At 71.2% G+C, this 20,822-nt stretch carries 20 protein-coding genes; 10 read left to right on the plus strand and 10 right to left on the minus strand.

Annotation, left to right across the window (positions count from 1 at the left end; translation table 11 throughout):
- The first annotated feature begins 37 nt into the window (after window positions 1-37).
- Together ACFY5A_RS01480 and ACFY5A_RS01485 are read left to right on the plus strand one after the other, a co-directional pair.
- Window positions 38-406 carry a hypothetical protein gene (locus ACFY5A_RS01480; RefSeq protein ID WP_387231344.1) on the plus strand — a complete coding sequence of 123 codons (369 nt, stop codon included), beginning with the start codon at window positions 38-40 and terminating at the stop codon, window positions 404-406.
- A gap of 66 nt (window positions 407-472) precedes the next feature.
- Window positions 473-1,114 (plus strand): DsbA family protein, encoded by a 642-nt coding sequence (locus ACFY5A_RS01485; protein ID WP_387231346.1) that lies wholly within the window; start codon window positions 473-475, stop codon window positions 1,112-1,114.
- Here the strand turns inward: ACFY5A_RS01485 and ACFY5A_RS01490 are convergent.
- Entirely contained in the window at window positions 1,111-1,836 is a 726-nt protein-coding gene (locus tag ACFY5A_RS01490) for a GNAT family N-acetyltransferase (protein WP_387231348.1), read from the minus strand. The two genes, ACFY5A_RS01485 and ACFY5A_RS01490, sit on opposite strands and share 4 nt — an antisense overlap.
- Window positions 1,837-2,078: 242 nt before the next feature.
- Here ACFY5A_RS01490 and ACFY5A_RS01495 point away from each other — a divergent pair, with 242 nt between their 5' ends.
- The 4 genes from ACFY5A_RS01495 to ACFY5A_RS01510 are packed head-to-tail and all read left to right on the plus strand — an operon-like array spanning window position 2,079 to window position 6,596.
- Window positions 2,079-3,107, plus strand: a complete 1,029-nt coding sequence (locus ACFY5A_RS01495; RefSeq protein ID WP_387231350.1) for an LLM class flavin-dependent oxidoreductase — start codon at window positions 2,079-2,081, stop codon at window positions 3,105-3,107.
- Window positions 3,108-3,138: 31 nt separating this feature from the next.
- Window positions 3,139-4,335, plus strand: a complete 1,197-nt coding sequence (locus tag ACFY5A_RS01500; protein ID WP_387231352.1) for an LLM class flavin-dependent oxidoreductase — start codon at window positions 3,139-3,141, stop codon at window positions 4,333-4,335.
- Between the two features lie 18 nt (window positions 4,336-4,353).
- Complete coding sequence (locus ACFY5A_RS01505) at window positions 4,354-5,739, plus strand: NtaA/DmoA family FMN-dependent monooxygenase (RefSeq protein WP_223585963.1); 1,386 nt, start codon at window positions 4,354-4,356, stop codon at window positions 5,737-5,739.
- Window positions 5,736-6,596, plus strand: coding sequence for a DUF1684 domain-containing protein (locus tag ACFY5A_RS01510; protein ID WP_387231354.1), 861 nt, complete (start codon window positions 5,736-5,738; stop codon window positions 6,594-6,596). Before ACFY5A_RS01505 ends, ACFY5A_RS01510 begins: the two co-directional genes overlap by 4 nt.
- Window positions 6,597-6,656: 60 nt before the next feature.
- Here the strand turns inward: ACFY5A_RS01510 and ACFY5A_RS01515 are convergent, their stop codons facing one another.
- The 6 genes from ACFY5A_RS01515 to ACFY5A_RS01540 all read right to left on the minus strand — a co-directional run bounded on the left by ACFY5A_RS01515 (window position 6,657) and on the right by ACFY5A_RS01540 (window position 12,803).
- Window positions 6,657-7,199 carry a GNAT family N-acetyltransferase gene (locus tag ACFY5A_RS01515; RefSeq protein ID WP_387231356.1) on the minus strand — a complete coding sequence of 181 codons (543 nt, stop codon included), beginning with the start codon at window positions 7,197-7,199 and terminating at the stop codon, window positions 6,657-6,659.
- Window positions 7,196-8,347, minus strand: a complete 1,152-nt coding sequence (locus tag ACFY5A_RS01520) for an LLM class flavin-dependent oxidoreductase (protein WP_387231358.1) — start codon at window positions 8,345-8,347, stop codon at window positions 7,196-7,198. Before ACFY5A_RS01520 ends, ACFY5A_RS01515 begins: the two co-directional genes overlap by 4 nt.
- Window positions 8,348-8,425: 78 nt before the next feature.
- Complete coding sequence (locus tag ACFY5A_RS01525; protein ID WP_105677298.1) at window positions 8,426-9,424, minus strand: ABC transporter substrate-binding protein; 999 nt, start codon at window positions 9,422-9,424, stop codon at window positions 8,426-8,428.
- 51 nt (window positions 9,425-9,475) lie between these two features.
- The gene (locus ACFY5A_RS01530; RefSeq protein ID WP_223585958.1) at window positions 9,476-10,267 is read right to left on the minus strand and encodes an amino acid ABC transporter ATP-binding protein; all 792 of its coding nucleotides are present in this window, start codon (window positions 10,265-10,267) and stop codon (window positions 9,476-9,478) included.
- A complete protein-coding gene (locus tag ACFY5A_RS01535; RefSeq protein ID WP_387231360.1) occupies window positions 10,264-11,307 on the minus strand; it encodes an amino acid ABC transporter permease in 1,044 nt (347 codons plus the stop codon). The genes ACFY5A_RS01530 and ACFY5A_RS01535 overlap by 4 nt, the downstream gene beginning before the upstream one ends.
- A 173-nt stretch (window positions 11,308-11,480) precedes the next feature.
- Window positions 11,481-12,803, minus strand: coding sequence for a M20/M25/M40 family metallo-hydrolase (locus ACFY5A_RS01540; RefSeq protein ID WP_387231362.1), 1,323 nt, complete (start codon window positions 12,801-12,803; stop codon window positions 11,481-11,483).
- 226 nt (window positions 12,804-13,029) lie between these two features.
- Between ACFY5A_RS01540 and ACFY5A_RS01545 the strand changes: the two genes are divergently transcribed.
- Entirely contained in the window at window positions 13,030-14,136 is a 1,107-nt protein-coding gene (locus ACFY5A_RS01545) for an LLM class flavin-dependent oxidoreductase (protein ID WP_387231364.1), read from the plus strand.
- Between the two features lie 4 nt (window positions 14,137-14,140).
- Here the strand turns inward: ACFY5A_RS01545 and ACFY5A_RS01550 are convergent, their stop codons facing one another.
- Window positions 14,141-15,208, minus strand: a complete 1,068-nt coding sequence (locus ACFY5A_RS01550) for a PQQ-dependent sugar dehydrogenase (protein ID WP_387231366.1) — start codon at window positions 15,206-15,208, stop codon at window positions 14,141-14,143.
- 67 nt (window positions 15,209-15,275) lie between these two features.
- On the opposite strand from ACFY5A_RS01550, the gene ACFY5A_RS01555 reads away from it, so the two are divergent.
- A complete protein-coding gene (locus tag ACFY5A_RS01555; RefSeq protein ID WP_387231368.1) occupies window positions 15,276-17,351 on the plus strand; it encodes a bifunctional lysylphosphatidylglycerol flippase/synthetase MprF in 2,076 nt (691 codons plus the stop codon).
- A 6-nt stretch (window positions 17,352-17,357) separates the two neighbouring features.
- On the opposite strand, the gene arfB is transcribed toward ACFY5A_RS01555, so the two are convergent.
- Window positions 17,358-17,798: an alternative ribosome rescue aminoacyl-tRNA hydrolase ArfB gene (gene arfB, locus ACFY5A_RS01560; RefSeq protein WP_387231370.1), complete on the minus strand. Its 441-nt coding sequence runs from the start codon at window positions 17,796-17,798 to the stop codon at window positions 17,358-17,360.
- A 146-nt stretch (window positions 17,799-17,944) separates the two neighbouring features.
- Entirely contained in the window at window positions 17,945-19,264 is a 1,320-nt protein-coding gene (locus tag ACFY5A_RS01565; protein WP_387231372.1) for an MFS transporter, read from the minus strand.
- Between the two features lie 71 nt (window positions 19,265-19,335).
- On the opposite strand from ACFY5A_RS01565, the gene ACFY5A_RS01570 reads away from it, so the two are divergent.
- Window positions 19,336-19,959 (plus strand): TetR/AcrR family transcriptional regulator, encoded by a 624-nt coding sequence (locus ACFY5A_RS01570; protein ID WP_387231374.1) that lies wholly within the window; start codon window positions 19,336-19,338, stop codon window positions 19,957-19,959.
- Window positions 19,956-20,798, plus strand: coding sequence for a helix-turn-helix domain-containing protein (locus tag ACFY5A_RS01575; protein ID WP_387231377.1), 843 nt, complete (start codon window positions 19,956-19,958; stop codon window positions 20,796-20,798). The genes ACFY5A_RS01570 and ACFY5A_RS01575 overlap by 4 nt, the downstream gene beginning before the upstream one ends.
- Window positions 20,799-20,822 lie beyond the last annotated feature (24 nt).

A 20,822-nucleotide genomic window follows, 5' to 3' on the forward strand; every position in this document is an offset into this window, starting at 1 on the left:
GATGCCCCGTCCGTCGTCGCCGCCCCGGACCGAGCGAATGCTGATCGTCAGGATCGCCATCGCGCTCGGGCTCGCACTGCTGCTCGTCGTCGGGGCCTGGTCGTCGTCGCACGGCGAGAGCGACGCCCACGCGACGCTGTGCGTCGCGGCGGACGCACCGGCGGGGACCGCCGCGGCCGATCACCACGGCCCGACGACGGCCGACGTCCTCACCTCGGATGCCGGCCTCGGCGTCGTCGCGGTGATCTGCTGCTTCCTGCTGGTGCTCCTGGTCCTGCGCGTGGCGGCCGACAGGCTGGTCGTCACCACCGGCGTGGCCGTGCGCGCGCTGCTGCCGAGCAGAGCCGGCCCCCGTCTGCACGTCCTCGCCCTCACCCTCACCCAGCTCTCCGTCTCGCGAACCTGAGCCGCGCCGCCGCTCTCTGCGGCATCCGCTGTGCTCACCCCTGTTCGTCCTGTGTTCGGAGACCCCATGAAGACCTCGTTCAAAGCCCTCATCATCACCCTCGCCGTCATCGTCCTCGTCGCGATCGGCGCCATCGTGTTCGCCCTCAATCAGCGCGCGTCCGCCCCGTCGGGAGACGGCGAGACCGTCCGCACCGACTCGCACGTCCTCGACGACGCCGGAGAGGGCGCCGTGACCCTCGTCGAGTTCCTCGACTTCGAGTGCGAGGCGTGCGGCGCCTTCCACCCGATCGTCGAAGACCTCCGCGAGAAGTACGACGGCGAGATCACCTACGTCGTGCGCTACTTCCCGCTGCCAGGTCACATCAACTCGACCCAGGCGGCGCTGGCCGCCGAGGCCGCGGCGCAGCAGGACCGCTTCGAGGACATGTACGCGATGCTCTTCGAGACCCAGGCGCAGTGGGGCGAGAAGACCGTCGAGACCCCCGAGGTGTTCCGCGGGTTCGCCGAGCAGCTCGGTCTCGACCTGGCCGCGTACGACGAGGCGGTCGCGGATCCGGCGACGCTCGCGCGCATCGAGGCCGACAAGGCGGACGGCGTCGCGCTCGGCGTGCAGAGCACCCCGTCGTTCTTCCTCGACGGGACGCAGCTCGAGCTGACCGCCTGGGGCGACCTGGAGGCCGCGATCGAGAAGGCCGTGAACGGCTAACCGGCAAGGACCCGGTCGTCCGCGTCCACGGGGGTGCGGACCGAGAGGAAGGTGGTGCGCCGTCGGAGCGTGAAACCCAGACGCTCGTAGACGCGGATCGCCCCCGTGTTCGTCGCCGCCGCGTGCAGGAGCGCCCGGTCGCCTCGTTCCTGGATGTGGAACGCCACGTCGAGCACCAGCCGCGAGGCCAGGCCCTGTCCGCGGTGCTCGGCGTCGGTGGCGACGGCGCTGATCTCGGTCCACCCCTCGGGATGCAGCCGCTCACCCGCCATCGCGATCAGCCTGCCGTCGCGGCGGATGCCGACGTACCGGCCCAGCTCGTGGGTGCGCGGACGGAAGGGCCCTGGCTGGTTGCGTTCGACGAGCGCGAGCATCTCGGGGACGTCCGCGGCGCCGAGCAGCACCGCCTCCTCATCGGGGCGGGGGCGCAGGGCATCCGTCTCCACCAGCTGCACGCCCGCACCGCGTCCGAGCTCCTCCCACCCCTCCGGCAGTTCGGGGTCGGCGGCGGAGATGCCCACCTCCTGTCCTGGACCCACCAGCTCGGTGAGCTCCTGCCAGACGTGCGGATGCTCCCAGGTCCGCACCGCGACGAACGGAGCGACGTCGGCCGGGTAGCGGCGCACCAGGTCGCCGCCGACGGCGAACGAGGCGTGCGGCCCCGTGAGGGCGTGCCACGCGGGGTTGTCGAGGACGTGGTCGTCGGTGGGTGCGTGCGTCATGGGACCGGTCCGTTCGTGAGGGGCTCTCGGGGTGGCGTGCACCCACGTTAGGAGCAACACGGGTCGGCTCCGTCGTATTGCCTCCGTCCTGTGTCGCCCGGTGACGTCTCGCGTCACCGCTTAACCGTCGGGGTCGGGCGGTGACCGTGGGCGACAGCGCGTGACCGTCGCGTTGGCGGCTCCGCGGCGCGGTGAGAACATCGCCCATCGGCACTCCACGTCGCAGGGAAGGACCCGCACCGATGACCGCACACCCGCACGGCCACACCATCTCCGAGGCCGGGTTCACGCTCGCCGGCAATTATCCGGAGGCGGATCCGTCCGGAGGTCTCGAGGAGACCCTGCGGCTGTTCGAGTTCGCCGAGGAGATCGGGTTCCAGGTGGCCGGCATCCGCCAGCGGCACCTCGAACGCGGGGTCTCCTCGGCGCTGACCTTCCTCGCCGCCGCGACGCAGCGCACCGACACCATCCGCCTGGAGACGGCGGTGGTGCCGCTCGGCTACGAGACGCCGTTCCGGCTCGCCGAGGACTTCGCGACCGTGGACGCGCTGTCGGGCGGCCGGCTCAACGTGGGCATCAGCTCCTCGGCGCCGCACGGCGACCTGCTCCGCCACCTCGGCCGCGGCGAGGAGGAGGCCGTGGATCCGTACGAGCTGATCTCCCGATTCCTGGAGGCCGTGGAGGGTCGCGCACTGGGTCCGGACATCACCACGCCGTACGGGCCCCAGACACCCCGCGTGCAGCCGCACATCGCGGACCTGCGCGACCGCGTCTGGCTCGGCGGCGGCTCCGCCCGCTCGGTGCACTGGGCCGCCCAGCGCGGACTCAAGCTCCTGCTCGGCAACATCACGGCGAGCGCATCCGGAGACGACTTCGAGACCGCCCAGCGCGCGCACATCGACGACTACTACACGCATCACTCCGGTCCCGGCGCGCCGTCGGTGGGGGTCGAGCGGGTGATCCTGCCGCTCGACAGCGCCACCTCCTCGCAGCGCGCGCGGTACACGGCGTTCGCCGAGAGCCGCCAGGCGCGCACCGAAGCGCCGGTCGGCGGCCACGTCTTCCAGCGCGATCTGTTCGGCACCGCCGACGACATCGTCGAGCGCCTGCTCGCCGACCCTGCGATCGACGGACGCACCGAGCTGCGCATCGCGCTGCCCTATGCGCTCGCCCTCGACGACTACCGGCAGATCCTCTCCGACATCCGCCACGCCGTCCTCCCCCGCCTCGGCTGGGTGCCGGCGGCATCCGCCCTCGTCCCCTCCTCCTGACATCCACCGCCTGAGAACTGGAGCACACACAATGAGTTCACGACTGCGCATCGGCGTCGCCCTCGAGGGCGCCGGCTGGCATCCCTCCGCCTGGCGCGAGCCCTCGTCCCGCCCGGCCGAGCTGTTCACACCCGGGTACTGGGTCGACCTCGTCCGCCTCGCCGAGGAGGGCCTCCTCGATTTCGCGACCATCGAGGACTCGCTCGCGCTGCAGTCCTCCGAGCAGGGCCGACCGGACGACCGCACCGACGAGGTGCGCGGGCGCCTGGACGCCCTGCTGATCGCATCGCGGGTGTCGCCGGCGACCTCGCGCATCGGGCTCATCCCCACGATCACCACCACCCACACCGAGCCCTTCCACGTCTCGAAGGGGGTCGCGACCCTGGACTACACCAGCGAGGGGCGCGCAGGGTGGCAGGTGAAGGTGTCCGGTCGCCACGACGAGGCGGCGCACTTCGGCCGGCGAGATCACCCCGGCGCCGATGCGGCGTGGGGCGAGCCGGCGTTCGACGCGCTCGTCGCCGAGCTCTTCGACGAGGCCGCCGATTCCGTCGAGGTCGTCCGCCGGCTCTGGGACAGCTGGGAGGACGACGCCGAGATCCGCGACGTCGCCACCGACCGCTTCCTCGACGCCGACAGAGTGCACGAGGTCGACTTCGAGGGGCGCTGGTTCAGCGTCCGCGGGCCGTCGATCACGCCGCGCCCGCCGCAGGGGCAGCCCGTCGTCGTGGCCCTCGCCCATGCGGAGGTGCCGTATCGCCTGGCGGCACGGTCGGCCGATGCGGTCTTCGTGACCCCCGCGGATGCCGCGCACGCCCGGTCGATCCTCGACGAGGTCGCCGCGGCCGAGGCGGCCGAGGGGCGGAAGGGCGAGCGCCTGCGGATCTTCGCCGACATCGTCGTGCTCCTCGACGAGCCGGGTGGTGAGCGCGCCGCCGATCGACTGCGCAGGCTCGACGCCCTCGGCCGGCCCCTCACGAGCGATGCGCGGATCTTCACGGGCTCGGCCGCCGAGCTCGCCGACCTCATCGCGCAGCTCGGCGCCATCGGCTACGACGGCGTGCGACTGCGCCCCGGCGTGCTCACCGACGATCTCCCGCGCATCGCGGGAGATCTCGCAGAGGAGCTGCGGTCGCGCGGGCTGTTCCACGAGTCCTACGAGGCCGACACCCTGCGGGGGCTGCTCGGGCTCGCCGAGACCGTCCCCAACCGCTACGCCATCGCCTGAGAACCCGGAGGACACGACATGACCACCAGACCGCGCACGCAGATCATCCTCGCCGCCTACGTCGGCGGCGTGAACGAGCACACGCTGTGGGAGCACCCGGATGCCGGGAGCCAGATCGACTTCGCGACGTTCCGACACGTCGCCCAGACCGCCGAGCGCGGCCGCTTCGACTACTTCTTCCTCGCGGAGGGCCTCGCCCTGCGCGCCCGCGCCGGGCGCATCTTCGACCACGACATCGCCGGGCGACCCGACACGCTCCCCGTGCTGGCCGCCCTGGCCGCGGTCACCGAGCACATCGGCCTCGTCGGCACGCTGAACACGACGTTCAACGAGCCCTACGAGCTGGCCAGGCAGATCGCCAGCCTCGACCACCTCTCCGGAGGCAGGGCGGGGTGGAACGTCGTCACGTCGTTCGACGCGTTCACCGGAGCCAACTTCCGTCGCGGCGGATTCCTCCCGCACAGCGAACGCTACGTCAGGGCGGAGGAGACCGTCGCCGCGGTCCGACGCCTGTGGGACTCGTGGGCTCAGGACGCGATCCTCGCCGACAAGGAGTCCGGTGTGTTCCTCGCGGATGCGGATGCCGGCGCCTTCGCGCAGAGCGGCACGCAGTTCGACATCTCCGGGCGGTTCACGGTGCCGCGCAGCCCGCAGGGCCGTCCGGTCATCGTGCAGGCGGGCGTCTCCCCGCAGGGGCGGGACTTCGCGGCATCCACGGCCGATGCGATCTTCTCCCCCTATGCGACGCTCGCGGAGGGCAAGGCGTTCTCCGCCGACATCAGGGAGCGCGCCGCGCGCTTCGGCCGCGGGCCGGACGAGATCAAGATCCTGCCCGCCGCGGGGTTCGTCCTGGGCGATTCGCAGGCGGATGCCGAGGAGAAGGAGCGTCACATCCGCGAGCAGCAGCTGACGGACAAGACCATCCAGGTGACGTTCGAGCAGGTGTGGAATCGCGACCTCTCGGCGTACGACCCCGACGGCCCCCTCCCCGACGTCGACCCCGACCCGCAGGCGCCCGCCATCATCCAGGGCCGTGCGTTCGTGTTCCAGGACCGCATCGAGACGGTGCGCGCGTGGCGCGAGCTCGCCGAGGCGAAGGGGCTGACCCTGCGCGGCCTCGCCCACGAGATCGCCGGCAGGGCCGGGTACGTGGGCACGGCCGCGCAGGTCGCCGACCAGCTCGACACGTTCGTGCAGGAGGGCGGAGGCGACGGCGTCGTCCTCGGCTCGCACCTGGTGCCGTCGGGGCTCGACGAGTTCGTCGACCAGGTGGTCCCGCTGCTGCAGGAGCGCGGATCGCTGCGCGCCGACTACGAGGGCACGACCCTGCGGGACAACCTCGGCCTTCCGGTGCCGGAGCGCACGGGGCAGCTGCTCTCGGCGGGGACGGAGAGCGCGCGATGAGCATCCCCGCGACGATCGATGCCGCGGCCTTCACCCGGGAGTGGGAGGACTGGCACGCCGCGCATGAGCGCCGGCGCGCCGATCCGCACGGCTTCCTCGCCGTGACCGGGCTGTTCTGGCTGTCGGAGGAGCCGACCGCGGTGCCGGGTCTTCCCGGGCTGTGGAGCACCGGCGCCGAGGGCCCCGCGGTCGAGCTCGCGCACGACGAGGAACTGATCGTCGAGGGCGCGACCGTGGGAGGCACGCACCGCTTCGGCCCGATCGCCGAGCGGGACGGCGTCACGGTCGGCTTCTCCGGCGGCGTCGTGGAGGTCGCCACGCGCGGCGGCCGCGGCATCCTCCGCCCCCGGCGGTCGGACTTCGCATTCCTGCGCGCGTACGCGGGGACCCCCGTCTATCCGGCCGACCCCGGCTGGCGCGTTCCCGCACGGTTCGTGCGCTTCATCGCGCCGCGATCGATCGAGGTGGGAGCCGCGGTCGACGGTCTGAGCCACGTGTACGACTCCCCCGGCTATGCGGAGTTCGCGATCGACGGGGAGGTCTTCCGTCTGCTCGCCTTCCCCGGACATCGGCCGGGCGAGCTGTTCATCCTCTTCACGGATGCGACGAGCGGCGTGACGACCTACGCGGCGAACCGCACGGTGACGATCGAGGTGGCGGACGACTCCGACGACACGGTGATCGACTTCAACCGGGCCGTGAACCTCCCGTGCGCCTACACGGACTTCGCGACCTGCCCGCTGCCGCCGGCGGAGAACCGTCTGCGCATCGCGGTCGAGGCCGGCGAGAAGACGCCGAGCGACCGGGTGGAGGGTGTCTTCTCCGCCACGGGGATCGTGCCGTCCGGTCGACTCTGACGGAGAACGGAGAGGAGGACCTGCCCCGCGGGGCAGGCCCTCCTTCCACGTCGTCCCCCGTCAGCTGCGCGGATCGAGGTCCAGGCCGAAAGCCAGCAGGTCGAGGAAGAGCCCCGGCTCCACCTCGATGCGGTGCTCGCGCTCGAGGAGGCGGCGGAAGCCGAGCTTCGCGTAGAGCGCGTGCGCGCCGAGCATCTCGGGACCGCTGTTCATCACGACGCGCTGGGCGCCGCGCTCGACGGCCAGGGCGATCACGTGCCTCGTCAGCGCCTCGCCGATGCCGCGGCCTCGCGCCGACGGAGACACGGCGAGCTGCCGGAAGTCGAGCTCTCCCTCCTCCGCCAGCTCGGAGAGCCGCTCCCCGGGGCGCGGCACCCACACGCTGCCGACGATGACGCCGCCTGCGTCCTCCGCGACCCACACGTCGCCGAGGGCGACACGGGCGTCGACGTCACGCAGGGACTCGACGTACGCGGGTGAGAGACCGGTGTAGCTGGAGAGGTACGCCTCTTCGGTGAGGCGCCCGACGAGAGCGTGCTCGGCCGGCGCGATGAGACGGATGACGAGGGCGGGCGCCCGCGTGCCGGATGCGGATGCCGTCACGCCCGCACCGCCGTGGCGAGGGCGCGCTCGGCGGGAGAGCCGAGCCCCCACGCTGCGGCGAGGAGCTCGTAGGAGCGCGCACGGTCCGCGGGGTCGTGGGTGATCGTGGTGACCAGCAGCTCGTCGGCGCGGGTGACCCGCTGCAGGGTCTCCAGCCGCTCGGAGACGTGATCGGGATCGCCGACGAACCGGGTGTCGAGGCGGTCCCCGACGGCATCCAGGAGGTCGGGTTCGAACGGCTCGACGAGAGCGTCTTCGGGGCGTGGATAGGCGATGGCGCCCTGACCGGCGCGGATGCTGTGCACCCATTCAGCGTAGCCGCGGCCCACGCGCTCGGCGCCGGCGGCGGTGTCGGCGACCAGCACATCGGCCGACACGATCACGTGCGGCGCATCCAGCACGCCGGGGCGGAACGCGCGACGGTACGCGTCGACAGCGTCGAGCACGAAGCTGCCGGCGACGTGGTAGTTCGCGCCGAACGGCAGTCCGAGCCGGCCCGCGAGCTCGGCGCTGGGTCCGGCCGTGCTGCCGTGCAGCCAGACCTCGATCGGCTGCCCCTCGGCGGGCGTCGCATGGATCGGTACGCCCTCGGGTGCGACGTAGGAGCCCTCGATCAGGGCGAGGATGTCGAGCACGTCCTGCTCGAAGCGGTCGGCGTCGCCCGCGGTCCGTCTCAGCAGCCGTGCCTGCGCGGCGAACCGCACGGCGTCGAAGGCGAACGGCCGCGCGGCGGGGAGGAGCAGTCCGTCGACGATCCTGGCCTGCGGCGGCGCCGGCTCCGACGCACGACCGGTCGGCTGGGTCGTCGAGCCGGAGCGGCCGATGCCGAGGTCGAAGCGTCCTGGATGCAGGGCCGCGACGACGCCGGCGGCCTCGACCACCTGGAGCGCCGAGTAGTTGCCGATGATCGTCGCGGAGGTGCCGATGCGGATGCGCTCGGTGGCCGCGGCGACCGCGGCGAGCAGCACATGCGGCGCGGCGCCGGCCACACCGGGGTTCAGGTGGTGCTCGGCGAGCCAATACCGGCGGTAGCCGAGGCGCTCCGCCGTCCTCGCGAGCGCGATCGTGTCGCGCAGCCCCTGCGCCGGAGTCGACCCGGCGCCGAACGGCGAGAGGTCGAGGATGCTGAGTGGTGCGCGGTCGGTCATGGTCTTCGTCCTTCTCGGTGCGGAGGTACGGCGGAGGAGTGCGGGCCGGCGCTCTCGCGCACGGCCCGCACCTCTGGGTCAGGACTTCGGAAGCCCCTGCGGGTTGATCTCGGACGCGTCGATGCCCTCGGAATCGAGCCCCCAGGCCTTCAGGACCTCGGCGTACTTCCCGTTCGCGATGAGCTCGTTCAGCACGATGCCGACGGGTTCGATCAGGCCGTTGCCCTTCGCGGTCCCTGCGGCGATCGTCGCCGCGAGCGGCCAGCCGCCGGGGACGATCCCCACGAGCCTGGTGTCGCCGGTCTCCCGCGCCGCCCAGGCCGCCGTGGCGTTCGGGCCGAAGCTCGCGTCGACACGGCCGGACTGCAGCGCGAGCGTCGCAGCGGCGTTGTCGTCGTAGTACTGCAGCTCGGCCGGGGCCTTGCCGTCGGCTTCGAGCTCCTCGTTCCACTTGAGCAGCACCTGCTCCTGGTTGGTGCCGGAGCCGACGACGATCTTGAGGCCGGAGATGTCCGCCGCCTCCTCGATCTTGTCGATCGTGCTGTCCGCCTTCACGTAGAAGCCGAGCAGGTCCTGCCGGTAGCTCGCGAAGTCGAAGAGCTCCTTGCGCTCCTCGGTGACGGTCACGTTGGAGGTGATGAGGTCGTACTTCCCCGACTGCACGCCGAGGGGCCAGTCCGCCCAGGCGACGACGACGGGGTTGTACTCCAGCCCGAGCCCCTCCGCGATCAGGCTGCCGATGTTCGGCTCGGTGCCCGCAGGGAGGGTCTCCCCGTCGGGGACGTAGCTGAGCGGCGGCACGAAGGCGCCGACGGCGACGGTGAGCTTGCCCTTCTCGATCGGTTCGAAGCCGCTCTCCTTCAGCGCGGCGACGGCCTCGGGGACGACCTCGCCGGTGACCCATTCGATGTCGTCGGCCGACACGTTGGCCGAGGTCTCCTTCGGGGCGGGGGTCGCGTTGTCGGCGGCCGCCTCCGTCGGCCGGTTGAGGGTGACGGCGGTCACGACGCCGGCGATCGCGAGCACCGCTGCGGCGGCCACTCCGATCGCGACGCCCTGCTTCTTGCTGAGTGCCATTTCTGTGTTCTCCTTGGATGCTGCGGACGGGCCGCGTTCGGGTCGTGCAGGTCAGCCCAGCACCTTGGACAGGAAGTCCCTGGTGCGGGGGTTCTGGGGGTTGCTGAGCACGTCGGCCGGAGGCCCCTGCTCGACCACGACGCCGGCGTCGAGGAACACCACGCGGTCGGCCACCTCCCGGGCGAAGCCGATCTCGTGCGTGACGATGATCAACGTCGTGCCGAGCTGCGCGAGGTCGCGGATGACGTCGAGCACCTCCCCGACGAGCTCGGGATCCAGGGCGCTGGTCGGCTCGTCGAACAGGAGCACCTTCGGTTTCAGCGCGAGGGCGCGGGCGATCGCGACGCGCTGCTGCTGGCCGCCGGAGAGCTGCCGCGGGTAGGCGTCGGCCTTGTCGGCGAGACCCACGCGGTCGAGCAGGCCCAGCGCCAGCTCCCGCGCATCGTCCGTGCTCAGCCTCTTCAGCGCGATGGGCGCCTCGGTGACGTTCTCGAGCGCGGTGAGATGCGGGAACAGGTTGAAGTTCTGGAACACGATGCCCACCTGCGTGCGGCGCCGCAGGATCTCGCGCTCGCGCAGCTCGTGCAGCTTCTCTCCGCGCAGCTCGTAGCCGATCAGCTCGCCGTCGACCGTGACCGATCCGCGGTCGACGCTCTCGAGGTGGTTGATCGTGCGCAGCAGCGTGGACTTGCCGGAGCCGCTGGGGCCGAGCAGTGCGACCACCTCCCCCGGCTGCACCGTCAGGTCGATGCCGGAGAGCACCTCGACGCCGCCGTAGCTCTTGTGGACGTTGTGGATCTCGACGAGCCCCCTGGTCGCGGTCTCCGCGGCGACGGCGGTCATCGGACGCCCCCTCCGGATGCGGCGAGCGCGGACGCGACCGGCGCCTCGGGTGGAGCATCCCCCAGCCGCGTCCACTGCGCGCTCGCCCAGCGGCGCGCCCGCTGGAGCGGGGTGGGCGGCAGGGTGCGCACGGAGCCGCGGGCGAAGTGCCGTTCGATGTAGAACTGGGCGATGCTGAGGATCGTGGTGATGATCGTGTACCAGACCACGGCGACGAGCAGGAGCGGGATGACCCGGCTGTTGCGGTTGTAGATCACCTGCACGGCGTAGAAGAGCTCGGGGATCGCGATCACGAACACGACGGAGGCGCCCTTGACGAGGCCGATCACCTCGTTGGTCGCGTTGGGGATGATCGAGCGCATCGCCTGCGGGAGGATGATGCGGAAGAGCCGTCTGCTGGCCGGGATGCCGAGAGCGGCCGCGGCCTCCTGCTGCCCCTGATCGACCGAGATGAGGCCGCCCCGGATGATCTCCGCCGAGTACGCGGCCTGGTGCAGCCCGAGCCCGAGGATCGCCGCGGCGAACGCGCTGATGAGCTGCACGGTCGGGAACTCGACGATCCAGAAGTCGGTGGTGAACGGGGTGCCGAGCCCGAGGGTCGGGTAGAGGTAGCCCAGGTTGTACCAGACGATGATCTGCACGACGAGCGGCACCGAGCGGAAGAACCAGATGTACCCCCACGCCGCGGAGCTCAGCAGCGTCGACGTCGAGAGCCGGCCGAGGGCGATGATCGTGCCGAGCACGAAGCCGACGACCGCCGACACCGCGGTGATCGAGAGCGTGTAGCCGATGCCGATGAGCACGGGACCGGAGAAGAAGTACTCGGCGAACGAGTCCCACATGTAGCGGTCGTTCGTGAAGAGGCTCCAGACGAACTGGGCCAGGACGAAGATGATGATCGCGGCGATCGTCCATCGCCACCAGTGGCGCGGATGCACCACGGTGACGGCGCCGAGATCCACCTTCCCCCGCGCATCCTGGGGGCGGTCGATCTCGAGATCGACCGCGGTGCCGACGGGTGGGGCGGCTGTGTCAGTCATGGTGATCCTCGTGCTCCGAGCGGCACCGGGTGTGCCGCGTGAAGCCAAGGTAGGGGCATCGCAATCGCTGATCACAGCCGGGTTTCACACGTCGCAACCGGCAGACGCACGCCGTAACCGAGGGGCTCGTCGCGTAACCGGACGGCTCCGCCGGTAACACGGGAAGCGGCGGATCAGGCCCTGCGGAGGATCTGCTCTGTCACCCTCGTCGAGAAGTGCAGGGCGTCGACGGGGATCCGCTCGTCGGCCGCGTGGAACTCGCCGAACACGTCGAAGTCGGCGGGCACGCGCAGCGGCACGAAGCCGTAGCCGCGGATGCCGAGCTGAGCGAGGTGCTTGTTGTCGGTGCTCGCCGGGAGGAGGTACGGCACCACCAGCGCCCCCGGGTCCTCTGCGGCGATCGCCCCCTGCAGGACGTCGATCAGCGGCGCATCCAGCGGCGCCTCGATCGCGGGGACCGCATGGCCCCACGAGATGTCGACCCCCTCGCCGACCACGGCCGCCAGTTCGTCGCGCAGCGCGGCATCCGCTCCGGGCAGGACCCTGATGTCGAGGCGCGCTGATGCCTCCGCGGGGATCACGTTCGTCTTGCCGCCGGCGGCGAGCACGGTGGGCGACACCGTGTTGCGCGCCGACGCTCCGACGAGGGAGGACACGAACCCGAGCTCGGCGAGCTGCTCGTCGAGCTCGCTGTCGGCGCCGGATACGCGGAGGCCGCGGTGCTCCTCGAACACCTGGAGGAACCGGTCGAGGGCGGGCGTCCGGACGACCGGGAACCGGTGCGCGCCGACGGCGGCGACGGCGCGGGCGAGACGCACGACCGCGTTGTCGGCTGTCGGGCGGGAGCCGTGGGCCGCGTGGCCGCGCGCCGTGAGCGTCGCCCAGGTCACGCCCTTCTCGGCGGTGGCGACGAGATACGCGCGGCGATCGTCGACGAGGGGCACGGAGAAGCCGCCCACCTCGCTGATCGCTTCGGTGGCGCCGGCGAACAGCTCCGGCCGGTGTCGGACGATCCAGCGCGCTCCCCACACGCCACCGGCCTCCTCGTCGGCGAAGAAGGCGAAGATGAGGTCGCGGCGGGGAACGACGCCGTCACGACGGAACGCGCGGGCGATCGCGAGGATCGTGCCCGCGTAGTTCTTCATGTCCACCGCTCCGCGGCCGTACAGGATGCCGTCGTGGATCTCGGCCCCGAAGGGCGGGTGGGTCCAGTCGGCCTCCTCGACGGGCACGACATCGAGGTGCGCGTGCACGACCAGCGCCCCCGCATCGGGGTCGGAACCCTCGAGTCGCGCGACGACGCTGGCGCGTCCGGGCTGCGGCTCGACGAGGTCGACCCGATAGCCCACCTCTTCGAGCCTCTCCTTCACGAACAGCGCGGCTCGTGTCTCGCCGTCGCCGATCGTCGCGGCATCCCCCGTGTTGACGCTGTCGATGCGGATGAGCGCGCGGATGAATTCGAGCGCCTCGGTCTCGAGCGGGCTGGGTGCGGTCATCTGCGTATCTCCTCGGGGTCCACCCGGGCGCCCGCCCGGCGTCGCCTCACGCTACCCGCGGCGCACAGGGCGGATGCCGCACGCCGACGCAGTACGTCATCGAGCGTCTCACAGCGTCGCTCGGCGTGCGGGCGAGGTGGCGGACGGGCGACACTCGACGCATGGCATCTGTGAACGACGGAGGCATCGTGCGCGGCATCCTCCCCCGTCCGGAAGGCGCGTCGGCATGAGTGCGATCTCGCTGGACTGGTTCCTGCCGCTCACCGGGGACTCCCGCACCGACATCGGCCTCGGCAGCGCGACCGCCTACGACCCGGCCGGTCGGGTGGCGGCTCAGCGCGAGCCCACCGTGGACTACCTCGCGCAGATCGCGCGTGCCGCCGAGCAGCTGGACTACGAGGCGGTGCTCGTGCCCTCCGGCGGCGGCAACGAGGAGAGCTGGACGATCGCCTCGGCTCTCACCCAGCACACCCGCGCACTCGACTACCTCATCGCGGTCCGGCCGGGACTCGTCTCCCCGACGCTGCAGGCGCAGACCGCCGCGACATTCCAGAGCATCAGCGGCGGGCGACTGCGGGTCAACATCGTCGTCGGCGGCGAGGACGATGAGCAGCGCCGCTTCGGCGACACCATCGGCAAGGACGATCGGTACCGCAGGGCAGCAGAGTACCTCGGCATCCTGCGCCGCCTCTGGGCGGGAGAGAACGTCACCCACGACGGCGAGTTCTTCCGGATCGAGGATGCGCAGCTCCGGACGGCCGTGCCGGCGCCGCCGATCTACCTCGGGGGCTCATCGGATGCCGCGATCGAGGTCGCCGCCGCGCACGCCGACGTGTTCCTCACCTGGGGCGAGCCCCCGGCGCAGGCGGCCGAGAAGATCCGTCGCGTGCAGACGAGGGCTGCGGCGCTCGGGCGCAGGCTCGACTACGGCGTCCGCCTGCACGTGATCGCCCGTCCGACCTCTGAGGAGGCGTGGTCGATCGCGGACTCGCTGATCGACGGCCTCGACCCGGAGGTCCTGGCGCGGCGGAGAGCCACGCTCTCCCGCTCGCAGTCGGTCGGCCAGCAGCGTCAGAACGCGCTCAGCAGCGGCGGGCTCACCCGCAGCGAGCTGGAGGTGCACCCGGGGCTCTGGGCCGGGGTGTCGCTGGTGCGCGGCGGGGCGGGCACGGCGCTCGTCGGCAGCTACGAGGAGGTCGCCGATCTCGTCGCCGAGTACCACGGTCACGGCTTCACGGAGTTCGTGCTGTCGGGCTACCCCCACCTCGAGGAGGCGTACTGGTTCGCCGAAGGGGTCCGACCACTGCTCACGGAGAAGGGCCTGCTCGACTGAGCCCTCAGTCCATCGGGAACAGGAGGACCCGGTCGTCGCCCTCCGCGGGGTCGCCGCGGCCGTCGGTGTTGTTCGTCAGCAGCCAGATCGCCCCCGTCGTGACCACGACGTCGCGGAGCCGTCCGTACTCTCCGACGACGTTCTCGGTGCTCGTGGACAGGTCGTCGAGCGGCACGCTGCGCAATCGTTCACCGCGCAGGTTCGCGATGAGGATGTCGCCGTTCGTCACCGCGAGGCCACTGGGGCTCGCCTCCGCCGGACGCCACTGCTGCACGGGGTCGATGTAGTCCGTGTCATCGGCGGCGCCCTCGACCTCCGGCCAGCCGTAGTTCCCCCCTGCCTCGATGACGTTGAGCTCGTCCCAGGTGTCCTGCCCGAACTCGGTCGCGTACATCGTGCCGTCGGCATCCCACCCGATGCCCTGCGGGTTGCGATGGCCGTAGCTGTACACGGGCGACCCGGGGAACGGGTTGTCGTCGGGGATGCCTCCCTCGGGCGTGAGTCTGAGGATCTTGCCGGAGAGGGCGTCGAGGTCCTGCGCGCTGTCGCGGTCTCCCGCATCGCCCGTGGTGACGTAGAGCATCCCGTCCGGCCCGAAGGCGAGGCGCCCGCCGTTGTGGTTCGACGCGGAGGGGATGCCGTCGATCACCGTCGCCGGAGGGCCGAGCGAGAGGGCGCCGGGCTCGCCGACGAGCGTCCGGCGTTCGACCCGGTTCCCGTCGTCGGCGGTGAGATAGGCGTACAGGTCCCCGTCGCGCACCGCGAGCCCGAGGAGCCCGCCCTCCCCGCCTGCGACGACGCCGCCGATCACTCCGACCTCGTGCCGGGCTCCGCTCTCGTCGAACTCCAGCACCCGGCCGCTGTCGCGCTCGCTGATCAGGAGTGCTTCGCCGTGGAGGACCATCGACCAGGGCGCATCGAGGTCGTCGGCGAACACGATCGGAGCCGGTGCGGATGCCACAGGCTGCCCATTCGACGACGTGCACGCGGCGAGCGCGAAGACGGATGCCGTCGCACAGCACGCGACCGTGCGACGCAGCACCGCCGTTCTCTGTCCGCTCGTCCCGACCATGCGTCCCATCCAACGCCCCGCGCCGCGCCGAGGGAAGCCCCGCCGCCCGCATCGTTACGCTGAGCACATGACCCGGTCGCGACGCATCACACCGAGCCAGGCGGTCTCCGCGCTGCGGAGGATCCCCGCCACACTGACCATGGTGGGGCTGATCCTCCTCGTCGGCGTCGCATCCCGAGGGCTGTGGATGCCGTTCGAGGATGCGGATCTCTTCGAGGCCGTCGCCTACGGGCTGCCGAACCTCTCCGACGGCAGGTGGTGGACGCCGGTCACCGGAACGTTCTTCATCGGCCAGCCGTGGGTCTATGCGATCACGATCGCCAGCTTCTGGGGCATGGGCTACCTCGAGTTCCGTCGAGGCTCGCGCGTGGCCCTCGCCTACTTCTGGGTCGGCCAGCTCTTCGCCGTCCTCGCCACGGCCCTGACGCTGCTGCTCCTGTCGCAGGTCCCCTGGGCCTGGGCGCAGACGCAGGCCCAGTCGCTCGATGTCGGAGCGTCCGGCGGCACGATGGCCTGCATCGCCGCCGCTGTGGGCCTGTTCCGGGCGCCGTGGCGCGTGCGCGGCTGGCTCGTGCTCCTGGGCTTCGTCTTCGTCATGATGCTGTTCTGGGGTGCGGTCGACGATCTGGAGCACCTGCTCGCCGTGCTGCTGATCCTCGTCACGGACCGTTCCCTGCGGGTCCGCAGGACGACCGTGCGGGAGCAGCGCCTGATCGCCGTGATCGCCGTGATCGCGCTCACCGCGGCCGAGATCATCACGATCCTCCTCCCCACCGACGGCCCGTTCGGCCCGACCGAACCGGTGTCCGGCGGTGTCGTCGACGTGGCGATCGATGTCGCGGTCGTCCTCCTCATCGTGCGTGGGCTCCGCCGGGGTCGCCGCTGGAGCTGGGTGCTCGCGATCATCCTCGGTGCGCTCAACGTGCTGGGCGGGGTCCTCGTCCTGACGCTCATCATGCTCACCAGCGCCGCGGAGCTCGAGTCCGTCATCTACGGCGAGACCGAGCTGTCGCTCGCGAGCGCGTTCCTCTGGCTGTTGGTGCTGATCTATCTGATCGTCGTGCGGCGCGCGTTCCGGGCGAAGAGGTCGTCGAAGCTCGGCATCCAGCCCGCCCCGACCCTCGCCGACCTGCTGCGGACCCTGCGCGCCCACGGCGGCGGCACCCTCTCCTGGATGACGACGTGGGAGGGCAACAGCTACGCCGGGACGACCGGCGGCATCGTCGCCTATCAACGACGGGGCGGAGTGGCCCTGGCGCTCGCCGATCCGATCGGCCCCGCCGAGACGCGCGCCACGGCGGTGGAGGAGTTCATCCACACCGCCGAGAACGCGGGGCTCGTGCCGTGCTTCTTCAGCGCCGACGACGCGACCCGCGCTGCCGTGCCCGACACCTGGCGCAGCCTGGTCGTCGCCGACGACACGATCGTCGACCTGCCCGGCCTGTCGTTCACCGGCAAGCGCTGGAACTCCGTGCGCACCTCCCTCAACAAGGCCGGCCGCGAGGAGATGGCCTTCCGCCTCACGCACCTGAAGTCGGAGCCGTGGGGCGTGCAGCAGCAGCTCCGTGCGATCTCCGAGGCGTGGGTCGGCGACAAGGACCTCCCCGAGATGCGCTTCACCCTCGGCACCCTGGACGAGGCGGAGGCGCACGAAGTGCGGCTCGCGCTCGCCGTCGCGCCGAACGGAGACGTCGACGGCTTCCTCTCCTGGCTGCCGATCTACGGCGAGGGCGGCGTCGTGCGCGGGTGGACGCTCGATCTCATGCGGCGCAGGGAGGGCGGATTCGGCCCCGTCATGGAGTACCTGATCGGCTCGTCCGCGAAGCAGTTCTCCGAGGAGGGCTGCGAGATCATGTCGCTCTCCGGGGCCCCGCTCGCCCACGACTACCCGCCGGACGCCGGCATGATCGCGGCGCTGAGCGACCGCCTCGCCGAGGCGCTCGAGCCGGTCTACGGCTTCGGGTCGCTGCACCGCTTCAAGCAGAAGTTCCACCCGCGCTACGAGACGATGTACCTGCTGTTCCGCGACGAGAGCGACCTCGCCGCGATCGGCGGGGCGCTGACGAGGGCGTTCCTGCCCGACGCGACGCTGCGGCAGTTCGCCGGAGCCGGTCTGGAGCTCGTGCGCGGGCCCCGCGACTGAACGCGCTCAGCCGTCGCGAGGCGGCCGACGCAGCTGCTTCACGTCGGTGCGGCGCTGCTTCTCCTTCAGCCGGCGCTCCTTCGCGCCGCGACTCGGCTTCGTGGGTCGACGCGGCGGGGCGGGCGGGCGCAGGGCCTCGGCGACGACCGACGCGAGACGCTCGCGCGCGGCATCCCGGTTGCGCAGCTGGGCGCGGTGCTCGGATGCCGCGATCGTCAGCACCCCTCCGACCAGTCGACCGCTGAGCCGGTCGAGCACGCGTTCCCGCTGGACCGGCGACAGCGCAGCGGAAGCCGCGGCATCCCACACCAGCTCCACGCGGGAGTCGGCGGTGTTCACGCCCTGGCCGCCGGGCCCCGACGACCGCGAGAACCGCCACGACAGCTCGGACTCGGGGATCGTGACGCCCGCGGTGACCCGCAGTCCGGGGCGATGGGGAGAGGGCATGCATCCATCATCTCGCGCCCTGTGTCCGGCTCGCGGTTCACAACTCCTCACGAACGGGGGTGATCCGGCCGGGCTCCGGCCGGATCACCCCGTTCGACGCCGATTCTTGAGGAGTTGTGAACCGATGGCTCCGGCCCGCGGGGCTCCTATGGCGAAGTCAGACCGCGGCGTCGACGGCCGCATCCGCGGCGGCCGGAGCCGCGACGGGATCCCCGGCCGCGGCGGTGCCCTTCGGGGGGGGTCTTCGCGGTGTTCGCGATGTGGGCGCGTCCGAGGACGATCGCGGCGACGATCATGAGCACGACGCCCAGCCAGTACGGGGCCGCATGGCTGACACCGGCGTAGAGGGCGGCGGCGATGAGGGGCGCGACCGTGCTCATCGCGGCGTTCAGCGACTGCGTCGCCCCGCCCAGCCAGCCCTGCTCGTCGTCGCCCACGGCGTTCGACATCGCGCCGTCCATCGCGGCCTGCGATGCGCCCTGACCGGCGGCGAGGAGGAGTGCTCCGACGATGAACACCCACGGCTGCGCGAGCACGGAGGCCACGATCGCGAGGGCGGCGAGACCGACAGCCTGCGCCACGATGCCGCTGACGATCACCCCGCGCTCGCCCATCCGCGGCAGCAGGATGCCGAGCAGCACGCCCTGGATGAGGATGTCGATGATGCCGACCGCGGCCGTCAGCAGACCGATCTGGGTGGGGCCCCACTGGATCGAGTCGAGCGCGAGCACGCTGAAGTTGTTGACGAAGAACCCGAACGGCAGGGCGAGGATGCCGAAGCCGATCATGAGTCCGCGGAGCTCCTTGCGGCCGAACGCGTCCGTGAACACCGCGAACGGCTGGACGTCCTTGGCGGAGATCGCGGAGATCCGGTTCTCCGGCTTGAGGCTCTCGGGGAGCAGGAAGATGCTGAGGATCGCGATGGTGAGGGCGACCGCCGCGGTGAGGAAGACGGGGAGGCGCAGGTCGATCGCGGCGAGGAGGCCACCGATGGCCGGCCCGATCATCATGCCGATGCCGGAGAGGGCGCCCAGCAGGCCGAAGCGCTGGGCGCGCTTCTCGGGCGGCGTGATGTCGGCGAGGTAGGCGAAGAGCGCGGGCATGTCGCCGGCGGTCAGCCCCTGGATGACACGGGCGAGCACGAGCACCCAGATCGCTCCGCCGATGCCGAACAGGGTCATCGAGAAGGCGGCTCCGAACGCGGCCGCGATGATCACGGGGCGTCGGCCGAAGCGGTCGGAGAGGCGCCCGAGGAAGGGGGCGATGAGGAATGCGCAGAGTCCGTTGATCGCCTCGAGGACACCGACCCAGATCGCGAGGTCCTTCTCGTTCGAGACGTACTCCAGCACCACGAAGGGCAGGACGGGGAGGACGACGGTCATCCCGATGACGGTCAGCATCGTCAGGACGACGAGCATGACCCAGGCGCGGTTGCCGACGCGACCGGTCGAATTGAGTGAAGTCATACCGAAAGTGTATCGATACCAATTTCGGTGTCAAGCCACTTATGCATCCGGTCCGCGATAGAGTGGTCGGCATGACGAGCACCGAGCCGATGGGTCGACGCGAGCGGAAGAAGGCGGCGACCCGCAAGAACATCTCCGACGTCGCGACGAAGATGTTCCTCGAGCGCGGCTTCGACAACGTGAGCATCCGGGAGGTCGCGGATGCCGCCGACGTCTCCCCCACCACCGTCTTCGCGCACTTCCCCCAGAAGGAGGCGCTGGTCTTCGACGAGGACGACGAGCAGCGGGACCGGCTCGTCTCCGCCGTGCGCGATCGCCCCGATGGGAGCACGATCAACCGCGCGATCCACGACTTCTACGCCACCGAGCTCCGCGCCAACGTCGATGAGCACGGCGACGACGTCACCCGCATCTTCATGACGTTCCTGAACGAGACACCGGCACTGCGCGACTACGCGGCGCGCATGTGGCTCCGCCACGAGGACGCCCTCTCCGACGCGATCGCGGACGAGCTCGGACTGTCGGAGCCGACCGCCGAGATCCGGGTCTACTCGCGCTTCATCCTGCAGATGCAGCTGCTCGTCAACGACACGGACGACCAGCTCGGCACGCTCGACGCCGGATTCGCGATCCTGGAGAGCGGATGGTCGCCGATCGAGGCACGATTGGCGCGCACGACCGACGAACACCGATGAACTCCTACCGGCAGGATGATTGGGAGGCGAGCCCGGAGCTCGCGTCGACCGTGGTCCCGCCGTACCTCATGGGAACGGGGGTCGTCACCGGGGAGGACACCGGCACCCGCCCACTCTCCCCTCCGCACTCCCACGCCGACGCGATGCTCGCCTGGTGCTATCGCGGCACCGTATGGGTGCACCTGCAGGACGCGATGTGGCGCCTCGCTCCCGGCCAGGGCGTGTGGATCCCCGCGCGGACGCCGCACACGGCACACCACGAGCGGGACTCCGTCGGCTGCTACACGTACCTGCCCGCGACATCCGCGATCACACCGATCGACGACATCACCCGGGTCCTCGTGCCGCGGGCCGTGCAGGAGATGCTGCTGCACCTCGGCATCAACGACATGCCCACCGATCTGCGCGTGCGCATCCAGTCCACACTGATCGAGATGCTGCAGCAGCCGGCTCCTGAGGCACTCGACGGCTGGGGCGAAGTGCCGCTGCCCACCGACGAGCGCGTGCGCGCCCTGGTGCAGGCGGTGCTGGACGACCCGGGCGACCCGCGCAGCGCCGGCGAGCTCTTCCTCGCCCACGGGCTGCACGAGCGCACCGTGCTGCGCATCTTCCAGAACGACGTCGGCATGACGTTCGGCCGGTGGCGCACCGGCGTGCGGATGACCCTCGGCGCCCGCCTGATCGTCGACGGCACCCCGATCGGCGCTGCCGCTCACCGCTGCGGCTACGCCACGACCAGCGCCTTCTCTGCGAGCTTCAAAGAACGGTTCGGACTCACGCCGCGTCAACACGTCGCCCGCGTGCAGGCCGACTCCGCGCACCACCTCTACTGGCGCTGACCTTCGCGCCCGTCCGACGCGATC

This window comes from Microbacterium sp. NPDC012755 (genome assembly GCF_042901325.1).
Lineage (GTDB): Bacteria > Actinomycetota > Actinomycetes > Actinomycetales > Microbacteriaceae > Microbacterium > Microbacterium natoriense.